13 protein-coding genes are annotated in these 13779 nt (G+C 47.5%); 11 read left to right on the plus strand and 2 right to left on the minus strand.

Going from position 1 to position 13779, the window contains the following annotated elements:
* Nucleotides 1–14 precede the first annotated feature (14 nt).
* Entirely contained in the window at nucleotides 15–2096 is a 2082-nt protein-coding gene (locus tag N2245_RS01750; RefSeq protein WP_494535005.1) for an APC family permease, read from the plus strand.
* Nucleotides 2097–2152: 56 nt separating this feature from the next.
* Here N2245_RS01750 and glyA read toward each other — a convergent pair whose 3' ends face one another.
* Complete coding sequence (glyA, locus tag N2245_RS01755; RefSeq protein WP_494535006.1) at nucleotides 2153–3415, minus strand: serine hydroxymethyltransferase; 1263 nt, start codon at nucleotides 3413–3415, stop codon at nucleotides 2153–2155.
* A 142-nt stretch (nucleotides 3416–3557) separates the two neighbouring features.
* On the opposite strand from glyA, the gene N2245_RS01760 reads away from it, so the two are divergent.
* A complete protein-coding gene (locus N2245_RS01760; RefSeq protein ID WP_494535007.1) occupies nucleotides 3558–3905 on the plus strand; it encodes a hypothetical protein in 348 nt (115 codons plus the stop codon).
* Between the two features lie 21 nt (nucleotides 3906–3926).
* Nucleotides 3927–4130: a hypothetical protein gene (locus N2245_RS01765; protein ID WP_494535008.1), complete on the plus strand. Its 204-nt coding sequence runs from the start codon at nucleotides 3927–3929 to the stop codon at nucleotides 4128–4130.
* Between the two features lie 4 nt (nucleotides 4131–4134).
* On the opposite strand, the gene thyX is transcribed toward N2245_RS01765, so the two are convergent.
* On the minus strand, nucleotides 4135–4980 hold the full coding sequence (gene thyX / locus N2245_RS01770) for an FAD-dependent thymidylate synthase (protein WP_494535009.1): 846 nt from the start codon (nucleotides 4978–4980) through the stop codon (nucleotides 4135–4137).
* A gap of 171 nt (nucleotides 4981–5151) precedes the next feature.
* On the opposite strand from thyX, the gene ispG reads away from it, so the two are divergent.
* The 8 genes from ispG to N2245_RS01810 are packed head-to-tail and all read left to right on the plus strand — an operon-like array spanning nucleotide 5152 to nucleotide 13774.
* The gene (gene ispG, locus N2245_RS01775; protein ID WP_494535010.1) at nucleotides 5152–7224 is read left to right on the plus strand and encodes a (E)-4-hydroxy-3-methylbut-2-enyl-diphosphate synthase; all 2073 of its coding nucleotides are present in this window, start codon (nucleotides 5152–5154) and stop codon (nucleotides 7222–7224) included.
* 26 nt (nucleotides 7225–7250) lie between these two features.
* Nucleotides 7251–7595 (plus strand): hypothetical protein, encoded by a 345-nt coding sequence (locus tag N2245_RS01780; protein ID WP_494535011.1) that lies wholly within the window; start codon nucleotides 7251–7253, stop codon nucleotides 7593–7595.
* Nucleotides 7596–7631: 36 nt separating this feature from the next.
* On the plus strand, nucleotides 7632–8852 hold the full coding sequence (recF, locus tag N2245_RS01785) for a DNA replication/repair protein RecF (RefSeq protein ID WP_494535012.1): 1221 nt from the start codon (nucleotides 7632–7634) through the stop codon (nucleotides 8850–8852).
* Between the two features lie 2 nt (nucleotides 8853–8854).
* On the plus strand, nucleotides 8855–9748 hold the full coding sequence (locus N2245_RS01790) for a DMT family transporter (protein WP_494535013.1): 894 nt from the start codon (nucleotides 8855–8857) through the stop codon (nucleotides 9746–9748).
* Between the two features lie 20 nt (nucleotides 9749–9768).
* Nucleotides 9769–10965: an NAD(P)/FAD-dependent oxidoreductase gene (locus tag N2245_RS01795; protein WP_494535014.1), complete on the plus strand. Its 1197-nt coding sequence runs from the start codon at nucleotides 9769–9771 to the stop codon at nucleotides 10963–10965.
* Between the two features lie 28 nt (nucleotides 10966–10993).
* On the plus strand, nucleotides 10994–11461 hold the full coding sequence (locus N2245_RS01800; RefSeq protein WP_494535015.1) for a type II toxin-antitoxin system RatA family toxin: 468 nt from the start codon (nucleotides 10994–10996) through the stop codon (nucleotides 11459–11461).
* Complete coding sequence (gene fabF, locus N2245_RS01805) at nucleotides 11451–12698, plus strand: beta-ketoacyl-ACP synthase II (RefSeq protein WP_494535016.1); 1248 nt, start codon at nucleotides 11451–11453, stop codon at nucleotides 12696–12698. Before N2245_RS01800 ends, fabF begins: the two co-directional genes overlap by 11 nt.
* Nucleotides 12699–12703: 5 nt before the next feature.
* Nucleotides 12704–13774 (plus strand): methyltransferase, encoded by a 1071-nt coding sequence (locus tag N2245_RS01810; RefSeq protein WP_494535017.1) that lies wholly within the window; start codon nucleotides 12704–12706, stop codon nucleotides 13772–13774.
* Nucleotides 13775–13779: the final 5 nt, after the last annotated feature.

Here is a 13779-nt window from a genome sequence, read left to right on the forward strand (position 1 = left end):
AGGATTTCTAAAACATGACTAACGGTCATGATCCCAGCTCAGAGTTAGATGTAAAGGAAGTTAGGCGGGGCAGACATCCGGGTGATAGGTATGTAAGAGTCCAGCATAATCCAGGATTTCAAAAAGTTGGCCGTGGATATATATCGGTTACTCCCAGAGCAACCGAGCCTAGGACTTTCGTTGGCAAGGCGCTAAGGAGTGTTAGAAGGTTTCTAATTGGTTCGCCAATAGAGACTGCAAGGGAGGTTCATGAGCGCCTCACGAAGATAAAAGCACTGGCAATTCTAGGTTCGGATAATATCTCCTCCTCATCGTATGCTACTGAAGAAATTATGAGGATCCTGTTGCTGGGTGGAATATCTGCATTGTCTCTAACCCTACCTATAACCTTAGCAGTTATAGGTGTCCTCATAATAGTTGTTATTTCCTATCAACAGACAATAAGAGCCTATCCTCATGGCGCTAGCGCCTACATAGTAGCGTCCAACGAGTTGGGGAAGCTTCCAGGACTGACGGCAGCTGCATCTCTTCTCAACGATTATGTGCTTACTGTTTCGGTATCTATTGCTGCCGGTGTGGCGGCATTAGGATCTGCGGCTCCGTTCTTCCTGGGATCAAGCGCTGGTGACTTCTTCTATAACCATAGAGTGCTCGTATCAATTGTGTTGATAATGATCATCATGATAGGTAATCTGCGGGGAGTGCGAGAGGCTGGAACAATTTTTGCGGCTCCTACTTACATCTATATAATTTCTATCCTTGGTCTCCTAGCTTATGGCTTTTACAGATTTGTTAACGGCGATCTGCCTGAGTATAACCCGCCTCCTGGTTGGGTAGAGGAATGGCAGCATAGATCTCTAGGTGCACTAAGTATATTGCTAATACTAAGGGCTTTCGCCTCAGGTTCTGTAGGTCTAAGCGGTACTGAAGCCATTTCAGATGGGGTGCCGGCCTTCAAACCACCTGAATGGAAAAACGCTAGGATAACCCTTATATTCATGGCAGGGACTTTCGGGATACTATTCCTAGGTATAAGCTTCCTTTCGGGTCAACTGCACATAATTCCTGCCCCTGAGGAACAAGAGACTGTCCTCAGCCAACTGGCTCGTACCCTTGTAGGTACAGGCCCTTATTACTTGCTAGTTCAGGCAGCTACTGCGGTAGTACTGGTATTGGCTGCTAACACGGCTTTCTCCGACTTCCCTAGATTGGCTTATTTCCTAGCACGCGATGGCTATATGCCTCACCAGTTCTTGCATAGAGGTGATAGGCTGGCATTTTCTGTGGGGATAATCTCTTTGTCAGTAATAGCTTCCCTCTTGCTGATAATATTTGGTGGTAGCGTGACAGCTCTAATCCCTCTGTATACGGTTGGTGTGTTTGTGGCTTTCACTCTTTCCCAGTCCGGCATGGTTGCTCATTGGCGTAGACAGAGAGGAAAAGGATGGAGGGTGAAGGCTGCTGTAAACGGTGTAGGGGCCACTATCACGGGCATAGTGGCCGTGATAGTGGCAGTGACTAAGTTCTCCAGTGGTGTTCCCCTGTTCAACATAGGCAGTTTCACCGTACATGCAGGCTCTTGGATAGTTCTTGTACTCGTACCTCTTATGATATTGATGTTGATGTCAATCCGTAGCCACTACGAGAGAGCGCAGAGGGAGCTACAACCCGAGATTCCCATTAATCCATCTGATATCAAGCACACGATCATAGTACCGGTAGCCAGCCTGAATAAAGTAGCTTTGCAAAGTCTTGCATATGCTAAATCTATAAGCCCGAACGTCACAGCTATACACGTAGTAGAGAATCAAGAAGAAGCGGAAGAGTTTAGGAAGGAATGGGAAAAGTTTGGCAGCCCATGTAGCCTGGTTATCATGGAGTCTCCTTATAGGTCTCTCGTTGGTCCGATATTGGCTTATATAGATGCGGTAGACAGGAAGAGACCGGATGATACCATAACTGTAGTACTGCCCGAGTTCGTGCCTAAGCATTGGTGGGAAAGGCTGCTACATAATCAGACTGCACTCAGGTTGAAGGCAGCGCTATTGTTTAGGCCTGGCACGGTGGTAATAAACGTGCCCTATCACTTGAAGTAAGCGATAGGGGGGCCAGCTGGCTGCCCCCCCTATCGTGCGTCTTAATGCCTAATCATCTAGTCTGTGTAGAAAGGAAACTTGCCTGTCAGGCGCCTCACTCTTTCTCGAGCCTCGTCGAGTACTTCACCTTGTCTTGCATCTATTACCGTAGAGATTATATCGGCGATCTCCTCCATCTCTGGTTCCTTCATCCCCCTGGTGGTCACTGCAGGAGTGCCTATTCTTATACCGCTGGTGACGAAGGCGGACTGTGTATCGTAGGGCACGGTATTTTTGTTAACAGTGATTCCCACCTCGTCCAGCAGAGATTCGGCCTCCTTGCCAGTGATGTTTTTATTCCTTAGATCCACGAGCATCAGATGGTTATCTGTTCCACCACTGACGAGGTTGAATCCATGCTTTGTCAGGGATTGGGCAAGAGTTGAGGCGTTTCTCACTATCTGTCTCTGATACTCCTTGAATTCAGGCTGTAGAGCCTCCTTGAGGGCCACAGCCTTAGCAGCGATGACGTGCATTAGTGGTCCACCTTGCACGCCAGGGAATACGGCTTTATCGAGAGCCTTGGCATGTTCTGCTTTACAGAAGACTAACCCTCCCCTTGGGCCACGAAGGGTTTTGTGGGTGGTAGTGCTAACGAAATCGGCGTATGGAATGGGTGACTGATGCAGTCCAGCGGCCACCAGTCCTGCTATGTGGGCCATATCTACGAACAGATAGGCTCCGACCTCGTCTGCTATCTCTCTGAAGATGTCAAACCTTATCTCTCTTGGGTAAGCGCTAGCGCCAGCAATAATCATCTTGGGATTGTGCTGCTTAGCTAGGTCCCTTACTTGGTCGTAGTCTATGTATCCAGTCTCTCTCGAGACACCATAACGGAAAAAAGTGAAGTACATACCTGATATGTTAATTGGATGCCCATGTGTGAGGTGGCCACCATGAGTAAGGTCCATGCCCAGCACCGTATCTCCGGGTTTAAGGGTAGCTAGGTATACTGCGGTATTTGCTTGTGCACCGCTATGAGGCTGCACGTTGACGTGGTCGGCCCCAAATAGCTGCTTAGCTCTCTCTATAGCCAGGCTCTCCACAACGTCCACATATTTGCAGCCGCCATAGTATCTTTTGCCTGGGAGTCCTTCGGCGTACTTATTAGTAAGTACAGAACCTTGAGCCTCCATCACCGCTTTGGAAACGAAGTTCTCCGAAGCTATAAGCTCCAGAGTACTCATCTCGCGATGCTTTTCGTTCTGTATAGCCTCATATATTTCAGGGTCGAATTCTGCCAGCGAGGGAAACCTTACTTTACTTTCGCTTATCGCCATATGATTCACCTTTTGGAGTATATGTTTTCATTTTCTTCTGAGCATTCTAGCATTTATCGTTATCCAAACGCATCTAGTTTACTCATAATACTTTTTGACGTAGAATGCAGAGGGAGAAGAAGGAGACTTTTGGGGCTGTATCATGAGTAGGTTCCATTTGATAAGACTTATTGTTACCCTCTCGGTAGGTATAGCGTCCATAGCACTTTGTATAGTTCCTCAAACTAGAGCTCAGATTCTCTTCCTTAGTGCTGGTATCCTTACAAGTATAGGCATAAACAAACCAGAACTCATTTTTCTGCCCGCTGCTCTGATCATAGGTTGGGTGGTGCTTGATATTCTCGCTGTGTTTCTCGGATTTTGGGTTTTTGATAGAAGAGAAGCTAAGAGGAATGCCTTGAGGCGCAAGCTTCTCATAGAAGAAGGTCTTCTTCCTGACGAGGAAGAAGACAAGGGGGCTATAAACGTCAAGAAACACCCTAGAAATTAGAAACAACCTCGGGGAGATTAGATGAGAGGTAGTATTGTGCTGTTTGTTGTAGGACTGGTGCTGGTGGCTGCTATAACTGCCTGGTTTGCTTTCGGATATTTCCTTTCACAGTCAATCGTTAGCAACACTCCCTCGGTAGTCTCACCGGCCCCGGGCAAGGTGATTCCTATACCCACTGGAACAGCTGTTGATCCAGGGGTGATCTACAACTCTCCAGTCAGATAAAGCTTTATTCGCTGGTATTCTGATCTCTGATTGTGGTCCTCTGTGAGTGCCTATATTCTTCTATTAGTTTGAAGACTGTGTTCTTATGAGGTCGAACTTTGCAATGCTCATCCGCGTTACGAGCCTCATCACAGTAGCCCATCCTAACGCATTTTATTACTAGAAACTGCGCTAGGAAGGGATGTGTTCTGCGCACCTCAGCCTTGATGAGTGCGAATAGCTTGCGGATCTCCCACTGCGCCATGGTGCACAGCCTCAATCCACTCATGTGTATAAGCTCGCGTAGATTGACGGTCATTACAAGATTGGTCTGTATGCCGTTGGGAAATAGGAAGCGTGCGTCCTCTGCAGGCACTCCTTGGGATAGCATCTCGGAGTAAAGCTCCATATTACCTTCTATAGCCTGGACAAACTTCTCCAAGAGATCTGAATCTTCGGCTATGGATTCAGGCACTGTATACTGTGGGTGTTTATAACGAACATACCTTTGAGATTGCTGGTCAAAGCTCACGCCCATCCTGTGGCGTACCAGCTGATGAGATAAGGATCTTGACACTCCGGAGATGGCGAATGTGAACCACAGGTGCTCTATTACTGTGCCATGCCCACTCTCTATTATGCTCTCGATGAGCTTCTGCATCTTCTCTTCGGGAATCTTCCCTGAAAGAGCGTCTTCCCATATATCTTCTGGGTATTTCTCAGAATAGCATGTCCTGGCTGCAGTGTAAGCGATTGGGAGATAATACTGTTCAGCTATCTCCTTAGTTGGGAACAACAGCTTGACCTTGATATTAGTGGTTTTTTCTCCTCTTGTAAGGGCTATGCTATTATTAGTGGACTGCTGTGCCATTTTGTGATCCCTTTTTGAATTCTATGGTACTATAGTGCTACTTACATTAGTGTTTGTCAAACTAAAAGTGCTGATTCGTAGGCGCGAGACGATGCTAATTATCCACCTTGGTACAATAAGATTGAAACAACTTATTAAGATTCTTTTTCAAGGTGATTCTGGATTAGAGGTATGGCAAAGAGTCAGGAAATTGCTAGCAACAGATATTGTGTAGACCCCTACTCCTACAAGAGGCGGCGTACTCATGAGGTAATGGTTGGTAATGTGGGAGTTGGGGGGAATAATCCGATAAGAGTTCAGTCGATGACCACGACCAGGACAAAGGATGTGGAATCGACTGTTAACCAGATAGTGTCCTTGGTAAATGTGGGATGCGAGATAGTGAGAGTTACTACTCCCACGCCTGCTGATGCCAGGGCCATAAAGGATATCAAGAAGGAGCTTCAGTCCAAGAATATACACATTCCTATAGTGGCTGATGTTCACTTCAGTCCTCACGCAGCGATGGAGGCTGCGCTATGGGCGGACAAGGTAAGGATCAATCCAGGTAATTTTGCGGATACTAAGCTCTTTCACATAAAAGAGTACACCGATGAGGAGTATGCTAAGCACCTGGAGAAGATAGCTGAGAAGCTATATCCTCTGGTGATGCGTTGCAAGGAGAGAGGAATATCAATGCGCATCGGCACTAATCATGGTTCTCTCTCCGACAGAATAATGTCCAGGTATGGCGATACCCCTCTGGGCATGGTGGAGTCTGCCCTCGAGTTCGTGCGTATGTGCGAAGAGTGGGGATACAAGGACATAATACTTTCTATGAAAGCTTCCAATCCGAAGGTAATGATAGCTGCCTACAGACTCCTCGCTGCCAGGATGCTTGAGTACGGTATGACTTATCCCTTCCACTTGGGTGTCACAGAGGCTGGCAATGGTGAAGATGGGCGTATCAAGTCAGCTATTGGTATAGGTACTTTGCTTGAGGATGGGATAGGCGACACTGTAAGGGTTTCCCTTACTGAAGATCCTGAAAATGAAATACCGTTCGCCTACGAACTGATCAAGAGATATGCTTATGGTATAGTCCCGGACAGCGATGAGGCCTCATCTATAGGTACTCTGCTGGATCTTAGGTCACCTTTTGACTACTCTCCAAGACCGACCAGGAAAATATTCCTGGGAGAGCACGTGCTTGGAGCTAATAATCCTCCCCTAGTGCTCTACAAGCAGTCATCTCCTCTATCGATTAATGGGGTGGTCAGCATAAATAGGCCCGTTGGTCGCGATAGCCTGAGGGCAGATGCACTGTCTCTAGAGGTGGTATCTGAGAAGGACAAGGACGTTTTTCAGACGTCGGCTAGTGGTTTGCAGTTTGCATCCAACAAGCCAGCCTTGATTGCGACCCTTAGATCCCCTGTGGATGTAGGAAATCTTGAAGCCGCGGCCTATATGTGTTCCATAGAACAGGGCCAAGAGGATAGTTTGTCTATGGTTGCACGGCTTGCTGTTGAGCACAAGCGTCCGCTTGTTCTAGAACTTATTGCTGATATTTCCTATGATCAAGCACGCGATCTTGAGAGTAAGCATGATTATTCTGTGGTTGATGAGCTAATAAGTTATGCACTGAAGGGTGAGCAGGTTGGGGTAAGTGATCTTATCCTTGCTCTGAGAATACCTGATAGGTCTTACCGTATTAGGGCCTATAGACTACTAGATTCGAGGCTAAGGGAGCTAGGGAAGGATTGGAACCTCCTTTTGACGGTCACCGAAGATGACCTGATCGATGCCTCGATTGGCCTCGGTTCTCTGTTGTGCGATGGTATAGGTTCTATGGTCTCTATAGAAGGCAATAAGTCCTATGAGGAAAAGATAAGTTTGGTGTTCAATATCCTCCAGGCTTCGGGTGCTAGGATCAGCAAGGCAGAGTTCATAGCCTGCCCTAGCTGTGGTAGAACGCTCTTTGATTTACAGACGACCACTGAAAAGATCAAGAGTAAAACCGGTCATCTGAAAGGCGTCAAGATAGCCGTGATGGGTTGTATCGTGAATGGCCTTGGGGAGCTGGCAGATGCCGACTTCGGCTACATGGGAAGCGGCGAGGGTAAGGTAAATCTATTTGTAGGCAAGACCTGTGTCGAGAAGAATGTACCGGAAGAAATAGCTGCAGACAAACTAGTAGATTTGATCAAGGCTCATGGCAGGTGGATCGATCCTCCGGACAATAATTCCCCTATGGGTGAGGGCTAGATTTTCCCTGGTGGGTGTTAGCAGATATGCAGTCTAATAGAGGTAACGAGAGTAACCTGGCTCGCTATGCTTTCAGTAGTCTGTTAGTTGGTATATTTTGTGTCGTATTGTTGATCATAGGGGCTATAACTAATGAAATCCTCGTAGTTCCTAAGGGTTATGGTAGAACCTTTTCGACGTTTGGTTGGATAGTGCTGATAATCCTTGCGCTTTCAGCTGTGACCGGACACGTACTTGGACTAATGGCCTTTGCTGATGAAAAGGTACGCAGTCGTAAGGTGAAAGGGGTAGAAAAAGCCTTTGCCAGTATTGTTGTGGGCTGGGTGCTTTTCGTAGCCATTCTACTGCTTATCCTTTTTGTAGGGGTATAGAGTATCGTTATCATCTCAATGGTATAATCCCTGAGTGTGTATTGTTCCTCTATAAGTCTTACCAACTTTCGAAACTACACTAATCTGCAGGTCGATTTGCCCAACGGCCCTATACTCGTCCTTGGCCCCAACGCGAGCGGCAAGACTACGTTGCTTGAGGCTATATATCTACTTGCTACTACTAAATCACATCGGGCTGGCTCGGATCGAGAGCTCATCAATTGGAACGCGGAGAGCGAAGAGGGTGTGCCGGCTTTCGCACGTGTGGCAGCAGAGGTGAGAAGGCGTAGTCCAATACAGGTGGAGATCACTATCCTGAAGGAATCCACCGTACAGGGTGAGAACGTACGCAAGCGTATACGTATCAACGGTGTAAATAAGAGGGCTATAGACCTTATAGGGCAGGTGAACGTGGTCATGTTCGGGCCCCAGGATCTCGACCTTATAGTCGGAGCTCCCAGCCTCCGAAGGCGTTATCTTAACATTACGATTTCTCAATTGGATCATCAGTATGTAAGGACGCTTCAGACCTATGAGCGTGTAGTGCTCCAACGTAATACCCTAATCAAGGCCCTATCTGAAAGAGCTTTTAAGCTGAGTGATGAGTCTATAAACGACCAATTTGCCTATTGGGACAACGAGCTAGTCAATCAAGGGGCATACCTGCTTGCCAGGCGGTTGGAGATCCTGAGTAGGATGAACGAGCTAGCTAACATGGTGCATAGGAAGCTGACTGGATCATCTCAGGAACTGAGTATTGCTTACAAATCCACACTATTCGACTCAATGTCCCTACAGTTAGATAATCCGCGCGAGGAGGAAATAAGGGATCTATACATAAAGAAGATTCATGATCTGCGTCGAGAGGAGCTTAGACGCGGCATGACGTTGGTTGGCCCCCATAGAGATGACATAAGCTTTCTTGTGGGAGGCGTCGATATCGGAGTTTATGGCTCTAGAGGGCAGCAACGCTCTGTGATACTGGCCATAAAGCTTGCTGAGGTTGATCTTATGAAGAGCATTACTGGAGATCTCCCCATCTTGCTATTGGACGATGTGGTGTCTGAGCTCGACCCTGAGAGAAGGCGATATCTGCTCCAGAACGTGCTACAGCTGTCACAACAGGCATTAGTGACTACCACAGACCTGCTGACTATAGGCAGAGAGTTTCTTGCTGAGGCCTCTCTATTTGAGACTACGTCGACAGGACTTCTACAGCCCATGAAGAGAACCTGGAAAATTAGTGGAGAAAGATAGAGTTGGTAACGTTTGGCCTGTTGATCGTCACCGCCATATGGGGTTTGACCTTTGTTACTGTACAAAGTGCTGTAGCTGATTACAGCGCTTTCTCTTTCCTTACCCTGAGGTTTGCTCTTGCAGCTCTAGCATTACTTCCCTTCTCAGCAACCCGTATCGGCAAGAAGGAGTTGCTTGTGGGCGTGCCCGTAGGAGCTACCTTGGGGCTAGGTATGTTACTTCAGACTGTTGGACTTCGCTCCACAACTGCTACAAACTCGGGATTTATCACAAGCCTGTATGTGGTATTTGCACCGATAATATCTGCCATCTGCTTTCGCATTAGGTTTCATCCCAGAATATGGGTGGCTGTAATACTGAGCACTATAGGATTATTCCTGGTAAGTAAGGCCGGTTTCTATAGTGTGAATCCTGGAGATGCTCTGACGTTAGGGTGTGCCATGCTCTTTGGTATCCAGATAGCACTACTTAGTAGGTATTCCCCTGGTCTAGACTCTGCAGCGCTAGCATTCGTACAAACAGTTACTTCGATGCTCATGTACTTACCAGTTGTTTTTTTGACTGGGACTCCATTGATAACTAACAACTTGGGTGTATGGTTGGCGTTGTTGATAACAGGTTTGGGGGCAAGTGCCTTTGGCTTCTGGATGCAAACTTATGCTCAACAAAGGATGTCTGCTGCTAGGGCTGCTGTCATAATGGCGATGGAGCCGGTGTTTGCGGCCATCGGCGGATATACCTTTGCGGGCGACAGGATGACTGTACTTCAGTGGATCGGTGCTGTCTTCATGATGGCGGGACTGTTTGTAGCTGAGATCTTGCCTTATCTGAAGCATCGTGTTTCAATGTCTCAGCGGCTAGGTGAGACACTTGGTGAAAAAGACTTATCAGCCTAGCAGCTCTGAAGGAGTTCCCTGTGATAGAGGAACGAGAAGTAGTTATTGTGGGTGGTGGACCCGCAGGGTCCTCAGTTGCGAACGTGTTAGCTTCTCTTGGGCATGATGTGTTGCTTCTGGATAAGTCTAAATTCCCTAGGACAAAACCCTGTAGCGAATACATGAGTCCTGGAATCCTTCCTTTGCTCTCAAATCTCGGGATAGATGCTGATCTCTCAGGTATGCATATGCTAAAGGGTATGAGGATACATACCCCTGCAGGAAGCCAGATAACTATCGAGTACATAGATGAGCATCGCGGAAGATATTATGCCCCCACTATGGAGAGGCATGTGTTCGATAAGATGCTCCTTGATCGTGCTGCCCATAAGGGTGTAGAGGTTAGATATCAGGCCAAAGTGGTGTCGGTTGTACCCCAAGATAACTGTTCCCTCCTTAGAGTGCAGCTTCCGGACAGAGCGCAGATGGATATACGAACCAAGCTGGTGATAGGAGCCGATGGCCTGAGGTCAGTGGTGGCGCGTAATCTGTCCAGAAGGTATCCCCTCATCTGGCCCAAACGAATGGGACTTGTTACTCATATCAACCTTTCGGGGATAGATGCAGACTACGGAGATATGTATTTGCATCCATGGGGTTACTGCGGGGTAGCGGCAACTAGTAACTCAAGTGCTAGCGTAGGGATAGTGCTCGATTTGAGGAGGATGGTGCTTACACGTGGTAGAGAAGCCATTTTTCAGGATTCCCTCAAGCTTTTTCCTAAGGTCCATAAGCAGATATGTGGAGCTGCTAGCTTTGATCGTATCATGGGTATATCACCTATCGGACATGGGGTTAAAGAAGTATGTGGCCGCAATTGGGCGCTAGTAGGTGATGCAGCAGGGTTCTTTGATCCTTTCACTGGGGAGGGAATATACAAAGCTGTTAGGGGTGGGATCTTGTTGGGGGAGGTAGTATCCCCTTACCTAAAGGTTGATAGGATTAAAGAAGGTCTGGAAAGGTATGCGACTGAAAGAGCACGTGTGTTTCGGCGCAAGTCTTTGCTTGTATCTCTGATACAGGTCTTTATCTCCTACCCTTACATGCTGGAGTATGTAGCGGACAAGCTGCAGGATAGAGAATCGCTTCGCTTGTCCCTTAGTCGTGGAATTGGAGATCTTCAAGATCCGCTGTACAATCTAAATCTCAGGTTTCTCTTTAGGTTGCTTAGACCTTGATTATTTTAGTACCTGAAGGACATAAGCTATGCAAGCAACTAACAGTATATTCATCAAAGCGCCTCCAGAGAAGATAATGGATTTGGTGGGTGATGTTCAGAGGTGGCAGGAGTATCTGCCTCATTACAGGTATGTAAGAGCTCTTGGGGATGATGGAAGCGTTAGAACTTTTGAGATGGGGGCCTCCAGAAGTGGTATACCTGTATCATGGGTGGCTGAGTTTCAGGCTTTTCCTGAGTCCCGTAAACTTAGGTTCACCCATGTAGGGGGTATCACCAAGGGGATGTACGTGGAGTGGCGCTTGAGGCCATCAGAAGGAGGCACCGACGTGGAGATTTACCACGACCTGCGACTAAGGTGGCCGCCAGTGTTCAGGCAGATCGGCGAGTTGGTCATAACCAAGTTCTTTATAGAGCACATAGCTTCCAGGACCTTGAGAAGGTTTAAGGAACTTGCCGAGTCGAGCGAAGAAAGGCATAGCCAGCATGAAAACTGATAGGCGCGTGGTTATAACCGGTATAGGAGCAGTCACACCTATTGGAACTACGCGTCAAGGACTATGGTCGGGGGTATGTAAGGAGAAGTCTGCAGTTGGTAGGATAACGCGTTTCGATCCTTCACAATTCAGGTCACAAGTGGCTGCTGAGGTCAAAGACTTCGACCCCTCGGACTATCTGCCCCCTAAGAAACTTGCCAGGTTGGATAGGTTCTCACAGTTCTCAATAGTAGCTGCTATGCAGGCAGTAGATGACGCTGGATTGGATATTGATGCTCTAGATAGGGATAGAGTCGGCATATTCATAGGAAGCGCTTTGGGAGGGGTAGGTTATGCCGAGGAACAGCACTCCATATTTGTGGAGAAGGGTTTGAGGGCTGTAAGCACTTCTCTTGCTCTCTCCGTGTTTGGAGGAGCTAGCAGTAGCAATATATCTATGCACTTTGGTATAACTGGCCCTCAGCTTTCCAATGCCAATTCATGTTCCAGCGGCACTATCGCCATAGGAGAAGCTTTTATGGCGATACGATCTGGTAGAGCTGATATCATCTTGGCAGGTGGTGCAGAGGCTCCTCTGTACCCTCTTACCTTTGGAGCTTTCTCCTTGATCAAGGTGATGAGTGCTCGTAACGATGATCCTGAGACAGCTTGTAGGCCCTTTGATCGAGATAGGGATGGCTTTGTGATGGGTGAGGGCGCTGCTGTACTGGTGCTAGAGGACCTAGAGCATGCTCTTAGGCGTAATGCCCAGATACTGGGTGAGATTATAGGTTATGCTAGTACCAGTGATGCATATCACATGACGGCTCCTCTGCCTACTGGGGAGCAGGCCTCGAGATGTATGGCCTTAGCCATGGCTAATGCTGGCTGCTCGATCTATGAGATAGATTATATAAATGCTCACGGCAGTTCCACACCACTTAATGATTCTACCGAGACTTTGGCTATCAAGAAGGTGTTTGGAGAACGAGCATATAAGATCCCAATAAGCGCTACTAAGTCTATGCACGGGCATGCTCTCGGGGCTAGTGGGGCTATAGAAATTGCTATATGCTGTATGGCACTAGCATGTGACTATATACCTGCTACTGTAAATTTGATCTCCCCCTCGGACGATTGTGACCTAGACTACGTGCCAAATAGGGGGCGTAAAGCCAAGGTCGATACGATATTGAGTAATTCATTCGGCTTTGGTGGAATAAATGCTTCGATTGTGATTAGGCGCTTTGAAACATGAGATTTATGCTACATACAGCGCCAGGACTTGGTGAGATCCTTCAGAAACAGCTTCGGTCGTCTGCAGGGAATATTAGATTTCTCTCCAGAAGATTTGTCAGCGATAAAAACGACCTATTGGTAGTCGATGTTGACTCTCCGCAGGAGGTCCTAATATCCAGGGTCGTGGAGGATGCGTTCTTCCTGTTCCTTTACAGGGATAACATAAAACCTAACATGCAGGGGCTAAGGGATTTAGGTCGAGTCTTGGCGTCAGCTATCAAAACAGACAGGTGGCAAGAAGCCGTTAGGTACAGATTTGAGCAACTGCCTACAAGCCGAAGAAAACATAGGGTAATTACCTTTCGTCCTGTAGTTCGACTCCAGGGCAGTCATGCTTTCACTAGAGCTCAGCTCAGGGCTACTGCAGAAGAAATTCTAGTCTCAACTTTGCCTGGAAATTGGCGACTAGTTGAGGACAAAGCCCTTGTAGAAGTTTGGATTACTGTTATAGACAATGAGATCTGGGGAGGTGTAAGGCTTACTCCTGAGCATTCGAAAAGATATGCTTACAAACAATATCATGTAGAGGCATCGCTAAGGCCATCGATAGCCGCGGCTATGGTGTGGTTGTCTCGCCCGAGAAGCGATGACGTGTTCCTTGATCCTTTCTGTGGGGCCGGTACCATACTGATAGAACGGGCTCTAGCTGGTAGATACCGACTCATCATAGGTAGTGATAAATCTGGAGAAGCTATTGAGGTGGCCAGGTCTAACATCGGGCCAAGGTATAAACCAATAGAGCTTCATCAATGGGATGCCACCTACATACCTCTTGAGCACGATTCTGTGGATGCGATAGTAACCAATCCTCCCTTTGGTCACCGCTATGGCTCCAAAGAGAGTAATAAAGAGCTCTACCCAGCTTTTCTGCAGGAGGCTGGTAGAATACTCAAGCCTGGTGGCAGGCTGGTACTAGTGACTACGGAGGATAAACTGATGCATCACTTGACCAGGCGAGATTGGAGGGAGCTAGTCACAGTTAAGGTGTGGGTGCTAGGTATGAGAGCCACTATATTTGCTATGGAGAGGAGATAGGATCA

Source organism: Thermobaculum sp. T2p (genome assembly GCF_059335935.1).